The following is an 18174-nucleotide window of genomic DNA, read 5'->3' on the forward strand; positions in this document are numbered from 1 at the left end:
TTATTGTTTCATTGTAAACTATTATTCCTAAGAAAGAGGGTAGCCTATGTCTGAATTGACAAAGCGGATGATATACGACATATACGTGAGACTGCTGCACCTTAATGAAGAAAAAGCGAATACTTCACTTCAGCAATTTTTTAAGGAGGCCTCAGAAGAGGATGTAATCGATATCCCTAAAAACATGACAAGCATACATGTCATTGACTGTATCGGCCAACATGAACCCATTAATAATGCCGGAATCGCCAGAAAAATGAACTTATCGAAAGCAAATGTAACGAAAATCAGCACAAAACTGATCACGGAAGAATTCATTAACAGCTATCAGCTGACGGATAACAAAAAAGAGGTATATTTCAAATTAACCCGTAAAGGCAGGCGTATTTTCGACTTGCATGAGAAATTGCATAAAAAAAAGGAGCTGGCTTTTTACCAATTCCTCGATTCATTTTCACAAGACGAACAACATGCAGTATTGAAATTTCTAGAACAGCTGACGTCTACACTTGAAGCAGAACAAACCGATGGGACTCCGGACAAACCTGTTAAGTAAACAAAAGGCGGTGTATTCTTTATGGCTCAAACAAAATCAAAGGCGGTATTGATCTTATACATTGTTTGCTTCAGCGCATTTTTTGCATCTTTAAGCCAAAACATTTATTCGCCTATTATCCCGATTATTAAAGAATCATTCCATGTTTCCGCAGCAATGGTCAACCTGTCAGTCTCAGTTTTTATGATTGTGACAGCTATTATGCAAATTATATTAGGGACCATCATCGATTTTAAAGGCGCGCGATTTGTCTTGATTGCCGGAATTATGGCGACGGCAGCAGCCAGCATCGGCTGTGCGGTGACCACTGACTTTACGTTGTTTCTGATATTCAGAATGATACAGGCAGCCGGGTCCGCAGCACTGCCTCTTATAGCTGCCACAACGATCGGACAGCTGTTTACAGGCAGTGAACGCGGGAGTGCAATGGGAACGTATCAAATGCTCCTGTCCGCCGCGCCGGCTATCGCCCCGGTTCTCGGAGGATTCATAGGCGGAGCATCCGGGTACGAAGGGATCTTTTGGATGCTTACGGCCATCTCTGCCATTATGCTGGTGACAAACAGCATCATCTTTCCTAAGGACTCTCCCGCTGGATCTAAGCAGCAAGCTAAAGGCAATGTGTTTGCTCATTACAAATCAATATTTACAAATCGAACAGGAAACGTCATTTTGACCTTAAGTTTTGTCCTCTTTTTCATTTATTTTGCGGTGATCGTCTACCTCCCAATATTACTGACGGAGCACTATCATATTGATGTGAGCATAGCAGGACTGTTATATTTGCCACTGGCGCTAAGCACGATTGCCGGTACGTTTCTGTTTAAAAAAATACAGGCAAAAATCGCGCTGAACACCTTGTTTATCGGCAGCAATGTGATCGCGGCCTGCAGTATCATGCTGTTCGCCGCTACACATTCCGTTTCTCTTATTCTCATGGCTCTCACACTGGCACTGTTTGGCATCTCGATGGGAGTCATCCCTCCCTTGTATTCCACAATGATCACCAATGAATTTGAACATAATAGAGGGAGTGCAATCGGAGTTTTTAACTTTATCAGATATACAGGCATGGCGGCAGGCCCGATGATATCCGCCTATCTGCTCACACTGATGCCCTCTGCCATGTCCTTTGGACTCTTAGGCCTTGTATTTGCCGCATTGGGCTTTTGCCTTCTGCCGCAAATGTATCCGCCGGAGAAGCGCATTAAACAAAAAAAACACCATATGTAAAAAAGCTGCCTTCTGTATGGCAGCTTTTTTTATTTCTTTCGCAGCGGCTCTAAAATGCCTTTTTGGATCAGCAAATGGAACACCGACAGGATAACAGATGCCCATATCGCTGTGCCGAAGCCGTCAATTTGAAAACTGTCACCCATAATGGACGCGGTCATCATCAGGGTGATGGCGTTAATCACAAACAAGAACAGACCAAGCGTCACCAACGTGACTGGCAGCGTAAAGATAATCAAAAGCGGTTTAATCAGCACGTTTAAGATCGATAAAATGAGACTGGCGATAATCGCTGCCCCGATGCTGCTGACATGGATGGAGTCAATGTACCCATCAATGACAATTAATAACAATGCATTTACCAAAATGCTGACTGCCCATTTTACCATGTCATTTCATATCCCTTTCTGACGGGACGATAAAAATCCAAATGATATAAATAAGCAAAACAGGTAAAACACTTGTCATAACAGCTAAGATGACAGTTATGACTCTGAGGAGTGATGCGTCCCAATTGAAATATTCCGCGAGACCTCCAATGACACCGGCTATTTTCTTGTTTTTTTCTGAACGATAAAGCCTATTCATTCGATCACCTCTGTGAGTACTTTAGTTTGATGGCGCCTGTTAATGATTCTGAGAAGACGGTTATGTTTTGATCATGTGCCTGATTTGAAGTGAACATCATTTCTTTTTGAATGGTATCATTTTTTTCTTTCAGCATTTCAACATCCATTAATTCATGGGACAGCGAACCAAGATTGCTTTTTAGCTCTGCCTTCACTGCAAGATCGTCCGGAATCGCAAGCTCCACATTTCCGGTCGTCGTTTTCGTGTAAATGGAGCGGCAGTCTGATTCTGTTACGTTAATCGCAATATTCCCATTAAAGCTTTGAACGTCAATCGCTTCGCTTCTCCCGCGGAGATCGATCAATCCATTAATGGTTTCCGCTTCTATCGTACCGCAGCTGTGGCTGGCGAGCTTAATTTGTCCGTTGGCCGTTTCAGCTGTGGCTTTTTCAGCTGTTAAATGCGAGAACGACAGCACGCCATTTGTCGTTTTCGCCGAGAACTCTTTTACATGTAAATGTTCCCCTCTGACCGGACCATTAAACAGCTTCACCCGAATCTTATCATACTCCTTCTGAGGAATATATAAAGTCACATTCGTTTTCATTGTTTTCTTCTCAGTACGGATAAAAAACTTATTTCCTTTGATTTCGCATTCAATATGCTGAAGAAATGCATGTCTCGCCGTATCCTGGCTGTCAGCGCGATATACCTTTGCCTGGCATTCCGCTCTGATATCCTCATCTTCCCAAGGAACGATATTCACGCTGCCGTTGGCAATTTGAAGCTCAACACTGGAAAAGTCAGTATCTTTAAATTGAAAAATATGCTGAACATCATACGCATGGCCAAAGTTCAAATCAAGGTCAACTTCCTTGACCTTTTTCACAGCAGAATCAATCCAATCAAACAGCTTGGCTCCTAAAGACGGCTTGCTGCTTTCTTTTTTTTCTGCTGTAAACGGCTCTTCCTCGTCATGTACATGAACTGAGAGCGCGGTGATTTTTTCTTCTTTTTCCTTGTAGTCGCTGTCAAGCTTTTCAATCAGTGTCAAAGCCTCTTGTGCTGTAAGCTTTCCTTCCTCAACAAGCTTAAGGATTCGTTCCTTTTCTTGTTTCATTACGATCTCCTCCCCATTGTCTACTTATGCTGTACGCAGCACCTTAATGCCCTGAATCACATTCCAAATCATAATGCCAATGACAACTAAGAAATAAATAACCGCTCCCCCAATGATCACAAATACAGGCAGCAGGCTGTCTCCATCAATCACAATGGCTCCGCCCAGAAAAGAGATAAAAAGGACAAGCCAGCCGGCAAAAGGAACAATGTGAGAAACAAGAGAACGTATCGCATGCCGTTTTGTTTCTTTATCATCTACAACAAAATAAGCCACAATCGGCACAATGATTGGCGCAATGAATACACTGAAATAACAAAGTGATGCAATAATAGCTTGATTACGGTTCAATTCATTCCACACTCCTATTGTGAATTGTCCATGACAAAAGGTCAGGGACGTTTTACTTATACATACGTTTAAAACCTTTTCAGGTTTCAAATTCATTCTTTAGACATGCTCCGATTTACGGAAATTGGATTTTAAAAAGTTTTAGAAGTAGAATCTTTCGGCTGTACCGATTACAATATGTAAAAAGCTTACGGCAATCAAGGAGGCTGGACAAGCAATGGAGAAAGATCCCAGTGACTATACAGTAACACAAGAATCGGTTTTAAAGCTGATTCGTGAACAAAAAAGAATGAATCGTGAAATGATCGCTGAGCTTGAACAGATTCACGGATCTCTTCCAATCTCTCACGATATCCAATATATAAAAGTGCTGCTCGACAGCAGCAACACGCATATCGTTCAAGATTTAATGAGTGTAAGCAAGCAGCTGTATAAGAAAACTTTGTAATATATACTGCAAAGAAAAGACAAAACCCTCTGAAAAGAGGGTTTTAAGATGTTGCCGTTTCTTTCGCTTCCAAGAGCGATGTCATGCGTTTTTTGTCACGCTCCATAACAGGCTTCAAATAACGGCCCGTATACGATTCTTCCACTTCAGTGATTTCCTCAGGCGTTCCTGACGCGACAATGGTTCCGCCTCCGGCTCCGCCTTCCGGTCCCAGATCGACAATGTAATCCGCCGTCTTAATGATATCAAGATTGTGCTCAATGACGAGTACTGTATCTCCATTGTCAACCAAACGCTGAAGCACGACAAGGAGTCTGGCAATGTCGTCGACGTGCAAACCTGTCGTCGGCTCATCTAAAATGTAGAGCGTACGTCCGGTTGAGCGTTTGTGGAGCTCCGATGCGAGCTTCACACGCTGCGCTTCTCCTCCCGACAAGGTTGTCGCTGGCTGGCCGAGCGTAATATAACCTAAGCCAACATCATAAAGAGTTTGGAGCTTACGCTTGATTTTCGGGATATTTTCAAAGAAAGAAAGAGCATCTTCAACCGTCATATCAAGCACATCTGAGATGCTTTTTCCTTTGTACGTCACTTCAAGCGTTTCACGGTTGTAGCGTTTGCCGTGACACACCTCACACGGAACATACACGTCAGGAAGGAAGTGCATTTCAATTTTAATAATCCCGTCTCCGCGGCAGGCTTCACATCGCCCGCCCTTCACGTTAAAGCTGAAACGGCCTTTTTTATAGCCGCGGACCTTCGCTTCATTTGTCTGCGCGAATACATCACGAATGTCATCAAACACACCGGTGTATGTCGCAGGATTGGATCTCGGCGTTCTTCCGATTGGCGCCTGATCAATGTCAATGACTTTGTCTAGGTGATCCAAGCCTTTAATCTCTTTATGGCTGCCGGGCTTCGCTTTCGCTTTATGAAGCTTTTGCGCCAGCGCCTTATGCAAAATTTCATTGACGAGGGTACTCTTTCCGGAGCCGGAAACCCCTGTAACCGCTGTGAACGTTCCAAGCGGGAACTTGGCATTTGCCTTTTTCAGATTGTTTTCTGAAGCGCCTTTAATTTCAATGTAGCGCCCGTCCGGCTTTCTTCTTTCAGGAGGCAATGGGATGAACTTTTTCCCTGATAAATAGCTGCCCGTTAATGAATTTGGATCTTCCATCACTTCTTCCGGCGTACCCGCAGACGTCACCTGTCCGCCGTGAATGCCGGCCCCCGGTCCAATATCTATTAAATAATCGGCTGCCATCATCGTATCCTCATCGTGTTCGACAACAATCAGCGTGTTCCCGAGGTCTCTCATATTTTTCAGAGCGCTGATCAAGCGGTCGTTATCACGCTGATGCAGGCCGATAGACGGCTCGTCTAAAATATAAAGGACACCGGATAAGCGCGAACCGATTTGTGTCGCCAGCCGGATACGCTGCGCCTCTCCCCCGGACAATGTTCCTGCTGCCCTGCTCAGTGTCAGGTAATCAAGGCCGACTTTGTCCAGAAAGCTTAAACGCTCCACAATTTCGCGCAAGATCAAATTGGCAATCTGCATATCCTTCTCAGAAAGGGTAAGACCTTTGAAGAAAGCAAGTGCGTCGGCTACAGACAGCTCGGTAATTTTGCCGATGTGGCGGCCGTCAATCAATACGGCAAGCGCCTCTTTCTTTAACCGATAGCCTTTGCATGTCGGACAAGCCTTCTGAGACATATACTGCTCCATTTGCTCACGGATGAAATCAGAGCCTGTCTCCTTATAGCGTCTTTCAATGTTCCGCAATACGCCTTCAAATTGAATTTCGCCTTCACGTATTTGTCCAAAATCATTTTCATATCGGAAATAAATCAGGTCGTCGCCGCTGCCGTACAGCACTTTATCCAACTGATGCTTCGGCAGATCTTTTACCGGCACGTCCATATCAATCCCGTAGTGGGTGCAGACCGCATTAAGCAACTGCGGATAATATTGTGAGCTGATCGGTGTCCAAGGGGCGATCGCATTCTCCTTCAATGACAAATCTTGATTGGGGATGACGAGATCCGCATCCACTTCAAGCTTCATTCCGAGACCGTCACACGTCGGACACGCTCCGAATGGGCTGTTGAATGAAAACAGCCGCGGCTCAAGCTCGCCGATTGAAAATCCGCAGTGCGGGCAGGCATGATGCTCACTGAACATCAACTCCTCCTCACCGATGACATCAATCATGACCCGTCCTTCACCTAAGCGAAGCGCCGTTTCCAATGAATCTGACAGACGGGCGGCCACGCCTTCCTTCACCACAATCCGGTCAATGACAACCTCAATCGAATGCTTTTTATTCTTTTCTAATTCAATATCATCAGAAAGCTCAGCCATTTCGCCATCAATTCTGACTCTGACATAGCCTTGTTTTCTGATCTGGTCAAGCACTTTGACATGAGCGCCTTTTCGGCCTGAGACAATCGGGGCCAGAACCTGAAGCTTCGTCCGTTCCGGGTACTCTAGAATTCTGTCCACCATTTGCTCAATGGTCTGCGATGTAATCTCAATTCCGTGTTCCGGGCAATGAGGCTTCCCTACTCTCGCATACAAAAGACGCAGATAATCATAAATCTCAGTAACCGTACCGACAGTAGATCTCGGATTGCGGCTCGTTGTTTTCTGATCGATGCTGATGGCGGGAGACAGCCCCTCAATTGCATCAACATCCGGCTTATCCATTTGCCCTAAAAACTGGCGGGCATAGGCAGACAGCGACTCGACATACCGTCTCTGTCCTTCTGCATATATGGTGTCAAAGGCTAGAGAGGATTTCCCTGATCCGGACAAACCCGTAACAACGACAAGCTGATCTCTTGGAATTGTTACATCGATATTTTTCAGGTTATGCGCCCTGGCTCCCTTCACCTCTATCCGATCCATAGCCATTTGTTCATCATCCTTCCGCTTTTAGCTCTAAAAGTAAATCGCGAAGCTCCGCGGCTCTTTCAAAGTCAAGCGCCTTGGCGGCTTCCTTCATTTCGTGCTCCATCTGTTCAACGACTTTCTGGCGTTCTTTCTTCGTCATTTTCGACAGCTTCGGCGCGGCTTTTGTTTTGTATTCCGCTTTATCCTCAGCCGCTACTGTGGCACGAATAACATCGCGAATTTCTTTATTTATCGTTTTCGGCGTAATGCCGTGCTCTTCGTTAAACTGCTCCTGCTGCTCGCGGCGGCGTTTTGTTTCATTAATTGCAATTTCCATAGATTTCGTCATTTTATCTGCGTACATAATGACGCGGCCTTCAGAGTTCCTTGCGGCACGTCCGATGGTCTGGATCAGCGAACGTTCAGAGCGAAGGAAGCCTTCCTTATCCGCATCCAAAATCGCAACGAGAGATACTTCAGGAATGTCGAGCCCTTCCCTCAGCAGGTTGATGCCGACAAGCACATCGTACTTGCCAAGGCGCAGGTCGCGGATAATTTCAATCCGTTCAAGCGTCTTAATCTCAGAATGCAGATAGTTTACTTTAATGCCGATTTCCTTTAAATAATCGGTCAGATCCTCTGACATCTTCTTCGTCAAGGTTGTCACGAGCACCCGTTCATCCCGCTCGATTCTTGCTTGAATTTCGCCGATCAAGTCGTCAATCTGGCCTTCGATGGGACGCACATCGATAAGCGGGTCAAGAAGCCCCGTCGGACGAATAATCTGTTCGATCATTTCATCTGTATGCTCAATCTCGTACGGCCCTGGCGTCGCTGATACATACACGATATTGTGCATATGCTTTTCAAATTCTTCAAAACGAAGCGGACGGTTATCAAGCGCTGATGGTAGCCGGAAGCCGTGATCCACGAGCACCTGTTTTCGCGCCTGGTCTCCGTTAAACATGCCGCGCACCTGAGGAATTGTCACATGTGACTCATCCACTACGATCATAAAATCGTCAGGGAAATAATCAAGAAGCGTATACGGCGTTGAACCTGGAGGCCGAAGCGTCAAATGTCTTGAATAGTTCTCAATGCCAGAGCAGAATCCCATTTCCCGCATCATTTCAAGATCATACCTTGTCCTCTGCTCTAAACGCTGCGCTTCAAGCAGCTTGCCGTTTTCATGCATGACTTTCAGCTGCTCCTCAAGCTCCTTCTCGATATTTTGAATCGCTTTTTCCATTTTCTCGGCCCGCGTGACGAAGTGGGAGGCCGGGAAAATCGCAACATGGTCACGGTCGCCGAGAATTTCTCCTGTCAGCGCATCTACTTCCCGAATTCGTTCGATTTCGTCACCGAAAAACTCAACTCTGATACAGTGTTCATCACGAGATGCCGGAAAGATTTCCACTACATCCCCGCGCACACGAAATGTACCGCGCTGAAAGTCGATATCGTTGCGGGCATATTGGATGTCTACAAGTTTTCTGAGCAGCTCGTTGCGCTCTATTTCCATTTCCGTCCGCAGTGACACGACCATTTCCCTGTATTCTTCAGGGGAACCGAGGCCGTATATACAAGACACACTCGCAATAATAATGACATCTCTCCGCTCAAACAGAGACGATGTAGCGGAGTGTCTCAATTTATCAATTTCATCATTAATACTAGCGTCTTTCTCTATAAACGTATCCGTTTGAGGCACATACGCCTCCGGCTGATAATAATCATAGTAGCTGACAAAATACTCGACAGCATTGTTCGGAAAAAATTCCTTGAACTCACTGTAAAGCTGTCCAGCAAGGGTTTTGTTATGGGCAATCACGAGCGTCGGCTTATTGACTTCTTTAATCAAATTGGACACCGTAAATGTTTTCCCCGTTCCTGTCGCACCCAGCAGAGTCTGATGCTTCTTGCCCTCCTGAATTCCTTTTACAAGTTTTTCAATGGCTTTCGGCTGATCTCCTTGGGGCTGATATTTCGAGACTAACTCAAAGCGATCTTTCACAAAAATAAGCCTCCGTTTCTTTAACGAAATCTTCCTATAGATATAGTAACACAATGGAATGTAAAATCACTAAAAATACGAACTAAAGTTCGGTGGTTTTTTATTTCCAGCTGTTTTCGTGTATAAAAAACCTGCTTTTAAAACGTAAAAGCAGGAATTCAGTCTTTATATTCATTATGTCCGATTTATTCTTCTTTTTTCTCAGCAGCTTTTTTAGCCATATACAGTCCGCCAGCCACAAGAGACACAACATCCAATCCTACAATAAAATACGTTTCTGTATAGCCTTTTAAATAAGAGGCAAACAGCAATGCAGCTGTTAGAGCGATCGCCACATAATGATTAAAGGTGACTCTTGTAAAAAGAACAACGAGCATAAAAGGGAAAAACAATGCAAAAACGGCTTTTGTAATCAACAAAAACCCTCCTCAGGGATTCTTCATCTGATCTGATTATAGTAAAAAATGAAGAATCGGACAATCGTGCAATCGTTCCCTCTATCTACACCATACCCTTTTTCACCTAAAATCAATCACCTATTTGCACTTTGGTGCCGATAACAGCACAACAAGCAACTCTATTTCACTTATTTCATTTTGCCACTGTCCCAATCAGCGGCACTTTTTTATGAATTTATGAACCTCATCTGCATATTCAAGTCCGCTTCCAAATTCCGAGAATAAAAGAAAAATAGGTATACTGCACCAGTTAAGCCGCATTTTCATGATAATCTAACTAACTTAACTATTCATTTTATTTAGGGCTTTCTGCGTTTGACAGCATTTTCCTGAAAACCTACAATTGAGTGATAGTGTTCACTATCATTTTTCCGAACACAGGCTCCGTCATAAAAGACTAGAGAGAAAAACAAAATGAAGGAAAGAGGGGTTTCAAATATGTACTCTATAATATTTCGCCATGCAGAAGAATCCAGCCAGCTTGCTGGAGCAAAAGGCATGAACTTGATTAAACTGACCAAACACGGTCTCCCTGTTCCCGACGGGTTTATTATTCAAACGAATGCGCTCACCCGTTTTATGGAGGATAACCAGCTTCATGAGACTAGCGAAAACATCGAAAGCAGGATCATCGCCGGAGCATTTTCTGAGGAACTGAAACATGAGCTGACAAGTTCCTTTTACAAGCTGAGAGAATCATACCGATCCGTTGCCGTGCGTTCTTCATCTGCCTCGGAAGATTTAGAAGGCGCTTCATTCGCGGGTCAATATGAAACCTACTTAAATATTAAAACAGAGGAAGAATTTCTAGCTAAAGTGAAAGAATGCTGGGCTTCATTTTTCTCAGGCCGAGTCAGCAGCTATAAGAAAAAAATGAATAACCAAATCACAGAGCCGTTAATGGGAGTTGTCGTTCAGGGGCTGATCGATTCAGAAGTGTCAGGTGTTATTTTCAGCCGCAATCCTGTTACCCATGATGATAGAGAGCTATTAATCAGCGCCAGCTATGGTTTGGGGGAAGCTGTCGTTTCAGGAAGTGTCACCCCAGACACATTTATAGTCAATAAGTCTTCGTTTGAGATTCAGAAAGAAATAGGTGCAAAGGAAATCTACATGGAGTCTGCAGCAGAAGGAATCACAGAAAAAGAAACGAGTGAAGATATGCGCAGCCGTTTTTGCCTTGCAGATGAACAAGTGATCGAACTGACTGAAATCACGAAAAAAACCGAAGACCTGTACGGATATCCAGTCGATATAGAATTCGGAATCGCTGATCATCAAGTATACCTTCTGCAGGCCCGCCCGATTACAACCATTGAACAGGACAAAAAAGCGGCAGAAGAAGAACGCAGCTTCATGATGACAGACGTTGATATGAATGATTTCTGGCTCAACATGGAGTCAAATATTGAAGGTCCGGTGAGTCCGTTATTTTCTTCGTTCATTGTACCGGCACTGGAATACGGCTTGAAGAAGAGCATGCAAAAGTTCCCGATTGGTGTAGTTGTTGAAGAAGTAAAGCTTTATCGCGGACATGTTTATTCCAAAAGCCAAGGCGGACAACAGCCTCCGACTGAAGACTTAGGCAAAGAGCTTTTTCCGATATTATCGGAGCGTATGTATGACATCATCAATGACACATACCTCCCATTTTACCGAACGCTTGACCAGCTCGCACAAACTGAGCATACCGCAGAAAGCGCACTAGATGCTTTTCAAAAACTGAAGGCCTTTTATCTCACGGCTTATGAGGAGCACTTCAATATCGTTTTTCCACAAGTTCTTCTAACAAACAAACTGCAAGCAATGTATCAACATATTCAAGGAGAATCCGAAAACGCTCATTTTTACGAGATGCTGACAGGAAAAATGAACAAATCACTGGAAACAGACCGCCACCTGTGGCTATTTTCCGTTAAAGTTCAGGAAAACCCGAATTTGCTGTCCATTTTTGAGAACACCAAGACGGAACAGCTGCAGGAAAAATTGGAACAAATAGATGATGGAAAACAATTCCTGAAGAACATCCATGGATTTTTACAGGAATACGGGTGGAGATCTGTAAAAAGCCATGATCTGATTGAACAGATTTGGGCAGAGAATCCGTATTTTGCCCTGGCCAATATTCAAAATTATGTCCGCAATGGCTATCATTTTGACAATGAATTTCAGAAAACAAAAGAAAAACGAGAGAAATTATACAATGAATTCTTAGAAAACATAGAAGACCCCGATTTGCGTAAAGAATTTGACCGTTATTATCAGTGGACGCTGAACTCTGCAAATATAAAGGATGATCACCACTTTTATATTGACGCCATGCTGGATGCCAAGGCGAGAGTCTTTTTGCTGAAGGTAGGGGAATTGCTGGCGGAAAACGGTGTCATTCAAGATCGGGAAGACCTTTGGTTCTTATATGATGATGAAGTGGAAAATGCGCTTCTTCACCCTGTATCCTTGCAAGAAAAGGCTGAAAAACGCAGACAGACCTTTCATGAGTATGAACTTGCACAAGCTCCTGCCTATCTCGGCACTCCGACAAAAGAACAGCTAAAAGCTGCTGAAGACATTGTCGGCGCTGTGATAGAGGATGAAAAAAACACGGAGAATCATATTTTTGGCATTGCGGCATCAAGCGGCATTGCAACAGGTCCGGTGAAAATCATTCGGGACGCCAGTGAATTTTCTCAATTCGAATCTGGGGAAGTGCTCGTTTGCAAAATGACCACACCGCTGTGGACCAGCCTGTTTCAAGATGCCAAAGCGATTATTACAGATACAGGCGGCATTTTGTCTCACGCTGCGATCATTGCTCGCGAATACGGCATTCCCGCCGTTCTCGGGACACGTACAGCAACAGAAAGACTACAAGACGGAGACATCATCACTGTCGACGGAAGCAGCGGCAAAATCACAGTCGTCAGCCGAGCCTGATGCGTGCCCCCCTCTTTCTTATACAAGCGAGGCAGGTGTATACTTGTCCTGCCAGTATATTCGTGAGGTGAAACGTATTGAGACCGACAAACAAGAGAATCCTTGACGCTGCCATGCAGCTGCTCGTGAAAAAAGGATATCGCGCAACGACGACAAAAGAAATCGCAGAAAAAGCAAATGTAAGTGAAGCGACGATTTTCAGGAATTTTAAAAACAAACAGGGACTAGTCGAGGCTTTGCTTTCTCAGCATTCTCCAAACAGAAGCAGCATTTTGGAACAAACTGAAGGCGATTTGTACAAAGACCTGCTCCATATTGGAACCTGTCTCTTGGAGGAGCTCGAACAAAGAAAAGATCTCATTAAAATCAGCTTTCGTGAACCGGCTCTCTTTCAGGATGTCATCAACCACGTAACAGAATATCCCCAGTCTATGAAACAGCTATTGGTTGATTATCTCAAAAAAATGGGTGAAAAAGGGGTTATTCAGACAGGAGATGAAGCGGAGCATGCCGACGTGTTCATGTCGATTATTTTCGGTTATTTTATTCACCGTCTCCATTTAGGAGACCGGGTGATTTCAATGCCCCAGGAAAAAATGCTGGAGCATAGCACAGCTCTATTTGTCAAAGGAATTTCTTGATGAACTCCTTGGCATAACAAAAAGGAGGATCCCAATGAGTTCAAGAAAAGAATGGGCGCTGATCGTCTCGCTATTATTAGGGGCCATCCTGGTTCCCATTAACTCAACGATGATCGCGGTCGCGCTCTCATCTATATCCCATACGTATAACGAGTCCATTGCCAGCATCACTTGGGTGGTTACCGTTTATTTAATCGTGATGGCAGTCACACAGCCGATTGCTGGAAAACTCGGTGACATGTACGGCAATAAAACAATGTACTTATGGGGCGTCGGCCTTTTTTTAGTCGCGTCCTTAGGCTGCGCACTCTCACCGAACCTGTTGCTGTTGATTGTCTTTCGGGCATTGCAGGCTGTCGGCGGCGCACTGCTTACGCCAAACAGCATTGCCATTATCCGTCACGTTGTTTCTGAAAAACGCCTTCCAAAAGTGTTTGGATTTTTCGGACTTGGGGCAGGACTTGGGGCAGCACTCGGGCCTTTTATCGGCTCTATACTGATTGACAGCTTCAGCTGGCATTCGATTTTTTGGGTCAACATCCCATTTCTCGCCATTGCTTTATTTACGGCATTAACCATGTTCCCTCAATATAAAGAAAATAAATCTGACGCGCCTCTGGATATTATCGGCTCTGTCTTGCTTGCAGGCAGCATCGTTTCGATTATCCTGCTGACGAAAAATGAGGCTTCATGGGGCTATCCAGTATACAGTGTATTGATACTTCTTTTTGTCCCGCTTTTTTTCAGAAGAGAAAAGCGTACACAGCACCCGATCATTGATTTTACACTGTTTAAAAGCTCAACCTTTACAAATGCCAATCTATCAGTCTTATTAAGCAATCTGATGATGTATGCCGTCTTATTAATCATGCCGTTATTCATGACAAACCAATTTGGGCTTAATACGTCTAACAGCGGCATGGCGCTCTCTGTATTTTCAATCTTCATGTCAGCCAGTAACTGGGTCGGTGCCCAACTCCATCACAAATGGGGAGCAAAAAAAATCATTTTTCTTTCATTTGCCATGATGGCTGGAGCAAATCTATTATTTTTGCTATTAAGCAGCTCACATTCCGTCTCGTTCCTTATGGTCTCTCTTATCCTGGGCGGGCTTGCGTCCGGAGTCGGTCTGACCAGCATGCAGGTGTCATCCCTTGCCACAGTAGACCCCGGCATGTCAGGAGTGGCGTCCGGGATTTTCTCGACCTTCCGTTATTTCGGAAGCATCATCTCCTCAGCCTTAATCGGCCTGATTTCGGGATATCACACCCTATTTATGATTCTCTTTGCTGTATCCATCATTGGCGTTTTTGTTTCATTAGGCATCAAATCTGATGAAACGGCACGGATGGAAAAAAACTCAGCATAACACAAAACAGCCCGGCACCACATCTTCTTGCGGTGCCGGGCTGTTTTTTTATGATCCGGACAGAGCGGGTGCTTTGTCTTCATGGTCATCCTTTACGAAAAGGATACCTAATTCATGATGTTCTCCCTCATAAGAAGCCCGCTGATCAAAACGAATTTCTCCATTCAAACCGATAATTTCAAGCTTCACATATGCACGGTTATGCTGAAGCGCTTCATAAAAATCAGAAACATTCTTCACGGGTATACCATTGACTTTCGTAATAATTTCCCCGATTTTCAATTCCAGATCCTCAGCCGGTGTGTTTGGTATAATCCCAAGCACCATTAAGCCCTGATCACGTTTTGAGAAATAAAACGGAGCCGCGTTATCATTCACCCTTTGCTTAATGGACAGAAAAATACGTCCTAAAACAGCCACACAGACGGCTGCACCCGCAAGCGGTGTCCACAGTAAGCTCGCTGCACCGAGAACTGTGACGGCAAGGCCGAGAATAAAAACGCGTTTCGCTGTGATCCTTATGCTCGTTTCAGGGAGCGACCCCTGCACCCTTTGCCCGAATCCGACAAAGTAAGGAATCCACAGAAAATGGAATGACCCGCCGGGAACAGTAAAGACAGGCCACCAGCTGAGGTACGATTCTAATCCGTTACCGGGTACGAGAAGGAACAGCGGCAAAAGCCATACCCGGTTTGCCAGCTGCTGTCCGATCGGCAAACCGCGGCTGCTTACGACAAGTGCCGGTGATGTTCTCACATGTGCAGAGCGATAAGCAACCGCTCCTTCAATGATAATCAGCAAGCCTAAAAACACAGCCATAGCCGGCCAAACGACTGCAAACCCTTGCGGAAATCTCTCCAGAAAAGGCTCCGCCTGATACATTTGCAGTCCAAAACCTATCAGCATACTCACGCTGACGATATATGCAGCAGACATCCAGTTTGCGCGAAGAGTGAGCGCTGCCGCTGCAGTGATAACGGCCATAATCGCAAGTAAACCGAGAGGAATCGAGATTCCCAGTACGCCTAAAACAACTGACAAAAGGAGACCAGGGATCAGTCCCTTTGTATAAGTAAATTTCAGATCATCATAAATATCTGCTATTCTTGTATGAAAGGTTTTCCGTTCCCGTTTGATTCTTACATAGCCGAAAGCCAGGCTTATGATGATAAAAAACCAGAAAAGCGGGTGTAAGAAGAACAGGCCCGCACTTTTTAACAGTTCAATTCCCCATTGAACAGACACTATCTTTCACCGCCTCAAGCCAAACATGTTACTCATATTCTATCAAATATTAAATGGCTTGGATATCCTCAGGAGGGTTTATCTCTCTTGCGTCATCCACAGCGTGACATTCGATAGTGAAAAATCCTTTAAATAATGGTTTACATCCACATCCAATAACCCGCTGATCAGATGCATCGACCTCTTTATATCTGTCAGATTGATTCCTAATCGCTTATGGTTTTTCATTAAGTAATTAAAATAATGTTTGGCACATTCTTCATTGATGTCATTTACTGATTCGACATTGGTGTAATTGACCAAATACCTGCTGAACAGCATAAGAAGACTTAGTGCTTTTGTAGCCGAAAATGTTACGTCTTGTGTTCGGTCTTTTAATTGTTCAACTAATTCATAATATTTTTTTTCACGCACAATACTTGCCCTCTTCAATTGTGAACCCCCATTTTCTTTATACAGATAAGCACGGGCCAGTATAAGCAGCAGTACTGGAGTGCTAACAAGCATTCTCGCTAACGTTACTCTATAAATACCTGTCGTTCAGCTGCCATAAACCTGATTACTGTTCTTTTTAGAACCTTCTTATATTGTATGAAGTAAACAAAGACTAGGCAACTTGCAAAAGTTTCATTTTAAATGCATATTATCTCGTTAGAAAGTCTCTCTCATATATTGATATCGGGTAATCACAGTCCTTTATAAATGTTTATTTGTGAAAATTTTTTTAATTTCTTGTCAAAAACTCAATTTTTATGTGACTTATGGTTCATTTTCTCGTTAAGTATAAAGAAATAGGAGATGGAACACCATCTCCTTTAATTGACAAATAATGATTTAAGCGCTGTTTGGAGCTGCAAGTCATTTTTTTCATCGGATTTTTTCTTTTCCACCAGCTGATTTAATGCTTCTGCAGTGCGAGTGTCGATTACACCTGTTTTATCCAGCTTGTTTTGATCCTGAAAGGCCATAACCGCTTTTTTCATGTCTTTGCTGAAATAGCCATCGTCACGGCCCGGATCAAAGCTTAGGCCTTTTAATAATACCTGTGCATGCTTGACATCTTCATTGTTCATATCCACTTTAAGCGGCTCTTTCAGCTGCAAGGGTCCGGCGGAAAAATAATCAGGCTGCTTAATCGCAATGGTCGGCTCAATTCCTTTCTTATGAATCCAATTCCCATTTGGCGTCAGCCACTTGTAAAGCGTCAATTTGATGTTGCTGCCGTCTCCCATCGGAACAGCCTGTTGAACCGTTCCCTTACCAAAAGACGTATCACCTACAACATCATAATGCCCTGCTTCTTTTAATGCCCCGGCAAGAATTTCTGATGCGGAGGCACTTCCTTTATCCGTGATCACATTGACAGGGTACGCTTTTTTATGGGCCAATGTTGAAAAATAACGTTTTTTATCTCCATTACGTTCAGCAATTTGAATATACGGCTGATCCTTTGTAACGAAGTGCTTAAGAATTTCTTCCACACTTTGAAGATATCCGCCCGGGTTGCCGCGTACATCAATGACGAGGCCATCTATTCCTTTTTTCTCAAGGTCCCCCAGCGCTTTTGCAAAATCCTCCGCGGTATGCTCAGAAAAAGTAGAGATTGCGATATATCCGACATTACGCCCCTGTACTTTTTTCTCTGAAGCAAAAACCGTTTCGAGCGGAATCTCTGCTCTCTTGATCCGGAATGACAGCTGCTTCTTTGTCCCAGGCCGCTGAATCTTCATTGAAACGCTGGACCCTTTCTTTCCTCTTATTTTTAACACAGCGTGGTTTAAATCCTTGCCGGCCATCGATTCTCCGTTGATGCTGATAATTTCATCATTAGGCTTGAGTCCGGCTTTTTCCGCTGGTGATTTCTTAAATGGGGAAACAATAATAATTTTGCCGTCTTCCATTCCAACCTCAGCCCCGATGCCTTCAAATGAGGAATCAAGAGAATCAGAAAATTGCTTAGCCGTCTGCTTGTCCATATAGACAGAATAAGGATCATTTAGCGTAGACAGCATTCCCTGGATGGCTCCCTCGAGCAGCTTTTCTCTATCAACTTTTTCTACGTACTCATTCGAAATTAACTCATACGCTTTTTCGATTTTGTCCATAGCCTTATCCCGTTCAGAGTCAGCTTGTGCCGTCGCGGGAACTGCTGCAGTCTGGGGCTTATCCATCTCAAGCAGGTTCATTCCCGCATATACACCGGCGCCTCCGAACAGCATGCTCCCCGCTGCTATTACAGCCATTATTTTTTGATTCATCCTTTACTCCTCCTGTATGCCAGACTGTCTTTATCAAAACCTAGAGATAGTATATGTAAAGGATGGAGATTTCATGTAATC

Annotated in this window: 16 protein-coding genes; 6 read left to right on the plus strand and 10 right to left on the minus strand. The window is 44.1% G+C overall.

Annotation, left to right across the window (positions count from 1 at the left end):
* Positions 1–46 precede the first annotated feature (46 nt).
* Together pchR and M0696_RS17765 are read left to right on the plus strand one after the other, a co-directional pair.
* Positions 47–556: a pulcherriminic acid biosynthesis transcriptional regulator PchR gene (gene pchR / locus M0696_RS17760; RefSeq protein ID WP_248602225.1), complete on the plus strand. Its 510-nt coding sequence runs from the start codon at positions 47–49 to the stop codon at positions 554–556.
* 21 nt (positions 557–577) lie between these two features.
* Entirely contained in the window at positions 578–1789 is a 1212-nt protein-coding gene (locus tag M0696_RS17765; protein ID WP_248602226.1) for an MFS transporter, read from the plus strand.
* Positions 1790–1818: 29 nt separating this feature from the next.
* On the opposite strand, the gene M0696_RS17770 is transcribed toward M0696_RS17765, so the two are convergent.
* From M0696_RS17770 to M0696_RS17785, 4 genes are read right to left on the minus strand one after another with little or no spacing between them, the layout of a single operon-like run.
* The gene (locus tag M0696_RS17770; RefSeq protein WP_166847818.1) at positions 1819–2178 is read right to left on the minus strand and encodes a phage holin family protein; all 360 of its coding nucleotides are present in this window, start codon (positions 2176–2178) and stop codon (positions 1819–1821) included.
* Position 2179: 1 nt separating this feature from the next.
* Positions 2180–2377 (minus strand): PspC domain-containing protein, encoded by a 198-nt coding sequence (locus M0696_RS17775; protein WP_166847815.1) that lies wholly within the window; start codon positions 2375–2377, stop codon positions 2180–2182.
* A gap of 4 nt (positions 2378–2381) precedes the next feature.
* Positions 2382–3479 (minus strand): DUF4097 family beta strand repeat-containing protein, encoded by a 1098-nt coding sequence (locus M0696_RS17780; RefSeq protein ID WP_222142115.1) that lies wholly within the window; start codon positions 3477–3479, stop codon positions 2382–2384.
* 24 nt (positions 3480–3503) lie between these two features.
* Positions 3504–3830, minus strand: a complete 327-nt coding sequence (locus M0696_RS17785) for a magnetosome magnetite crystal formation protein family (RefSeq protein ID WP_222142116.1) — start codon at positions 3828–3830, stop codon at positions 3504–3506.
* Positions 3831–4047: 217 nt separating this feature from the next.
* On the opposite strand from M0696_RS17785, the gene M0696_RS17790 reads away from it, so the two are divergent.
* A complete protein-coding gene (locus M0696_RS17790) occupies positions 4048–4278 on the plus strand; it encodes a hypothetical protein (protein ID WP_166847806.1) in 231 nt (76 codons plus the stop codon).
* A 43-nt stretch (positions 4279–4321) separates the two neighbouring features.
* Here the strand turns inward: M0696_RS17790 and uvrA are convergent, their stop codons facing one another.
* The 3 genes from uvrA to M0696_RS17805 all read right to left on the minus strand — a co-directional run bounded on the left by uvrA (position 4322) and on the right by M0696_RS17805 (position 9604).
* Positions 4322–7195 (minus strand): excinuclease ABC subunit UvrA, encoded by a 2874-nt coding sequence (gene uvrA / locus M0696_RS17795; RefSeq protein WP_222142117.1) that lies wholly within the window; start codon positions 7193–7195, stop codon positions 4322–4324.
* A gap of 7 nt (positions 7196–7202) precedes the next feature.
* Entirely contained in the window at positions 7203–9188 is a 1986-nt protein-coding gene (gene uvrB / locus M0696_RS17800; RefSeq protein WP_222142118.1) for an excinuclease ABC subunit UvrB, read from the minus strand.
* Positions 9189–9373: 185 nt separating this feature from the next.
* Positions 9374–9604, minus strand: a complete 231-nt coding sequence (locus M0696_RS17805) for a CsbA family protein (protein WP_003228053.1) — start codon at positions 9602–9604, stop codon at positions 9374–9376.
* A 480-nt stretch (positions 9605–10084) separates the two neighbouring features.
* Here M0696_RS17805 and M0696_RS17810 point away from each other — a divergent pair, with 480 nt between their 5' ends.
* The 3 genes from M0696_RS17810 (at position 10085) to M0696_RS17820 (ending at position 14590) form a co-directional block, all read left to right on the plus strand.
* Positions 10085–12580: a PEP/pyruvate-binding domain-containing protein gene (locus tag M0696_RS17810; protein WP_248602227.1), complete on the plus strand. Its 2496-nt coding sequence runs from the start codon at positions 10085–10087 to the stop codon at positions 12578–12580.
* A gap of 77 nt (positions 12581–12657) precedes the next feature.
* The gene (locus M0696_RS17815; protein ID WP_166847778.1) at positions 12658–13221 is read left to right on the plus strand and encodes a TetR/AcrR family transcriptional regulator; all 564 of its coding nucleotides are present in this window, start codon (positions 12658–12660) and stop codon (positions 13219–13221) included.
* A gap of 34 nt (positions 13222–13255) precedes the next feature.
* Positions 13256–14590, plus strand: a complete 1335-nt coding sequence (locus M0696_RS17820; protein ID WP_248602228.1) for an MFS transporter — start codon at positions 13256–13258, stop codon at positions 14588–14590.
* Between the two features lie 48 nt (positions 14591–14638).
* On the opposite strand, the gene minJ is transcribed toward M0696_RS17820, so the two are convergent.
* The 3 genes from minJ to ctpB all read right to left on the minus strand — a co-directional run bounded on the left by minJ (position 14639) and on the right by ctpB (position 18093).
* The gene (gene minJ, locus M0696_RS17825) at positions 14639–15835 is read right to left on the minus strand and encodes a cell division topological determinant MinJ (protein ID WP_222142120.1); all 1197 of its coding nucleotides are present in this window, start codon (positions 15833–15835) and stop codon (positions 14639–14641) included.
* Between the two features lie 78 nt (positions 15836–15913).
* Positions 15914–16267, minus strand: coding sequence for a swarming motility protein SwrAA (gene swrA, locus M0696_RS17830; protein WP_015251121.1), 354 nt, complete (start codon positions 16265–16267; stop codon positions 15914–15916).
* Between the two features lie 383 nt (positions 16268–16650).
* A complete protein-coding gene (gene ctpB, locus M0696_RS17835; RefSeq protein WP_166847769.1) occupies positions 16651–18093 on the minus strand; it encodes a carboxy-terminal processing protease CtpB in 1443 nt (480 codons plus the stop codon).
* Positions 18094–18174: the final 81 nt, after the last annotated feature.

Source organism: Bacillus rugosus, from assembly GCF_023238245.1.
Classification (GTDB): Bacteria; Bacillota; Bacilli; order Bacillales; family Bacillaceae; genus Bacillus; species Bacillus rugosus.

Coding starts and splice junctions, on each gene's coding strand:
- M0696_RS17820 (WP_248602228.1), top strand. CDS start 13,256: ATGAGTTCAAGAAAAGAATGGGCGCTGATCGTCTCGCTATTATTAGGG.
- M0696_RS17780 (WP_222142115.1), bottom strand. CDS start 3,479: ATGAAACAAGAAAAGGAACGAATCCTTAAGCTTGTTGAGGAAGGAAAG.
- pchR (WP_248602225.1), top strand. CDS start 47: ATGTCTGAATTGACAAAGCGGATGATATACGACATATACGTGAGACTG.
- M0696_RS17775 (WP_166847815.1), bottom strand. CDS start 2,377: ATGAATAGGCTTTATCGTTCAGAAAAAAACAAGAAAATAGCCGGTGTC.
- M0696_RS17790 (WP_166847806.1), top strand. CDS start 4,048: ATGGAGAAAGATCCCAGTGACTATACAGTAACACAAGAATCGGTTTTA.
- M0696_RS17770 (WP_166847818.1), bottom strand. CDS start 2,178: ATGGTAAAATGGGCAGTCAGCATTTTGGTAAATGCATTGTTATTAATT.
- ctpB (WP_166847769.1), bottom strand. CDS start 18,093: ATGAATCAAAAAATAATGGCTGTAATAGCAGCGGGGAGCATGCTGTTC.
- uvrA (WP_222142117.1), bottom strand. CDS start 7,195: ATGGCTATGGATCGGATAGAGGTGAAGGGAGCCAGGGCGCATAACCTG.
- M0696_RS17810 (WP_248602227.1), top strand. CDS start 10,085: ATGTACTCTATAATATTTCGCCATGCAGAAGAATCCAGCCAGCTTGCT.
- M0696_RS17765 (WP_248602226.1), top strand. CDS start 578: ATGGCTCAAACAAAATCAAAGGCGGTATTGATCTTATACATTGTTTGC.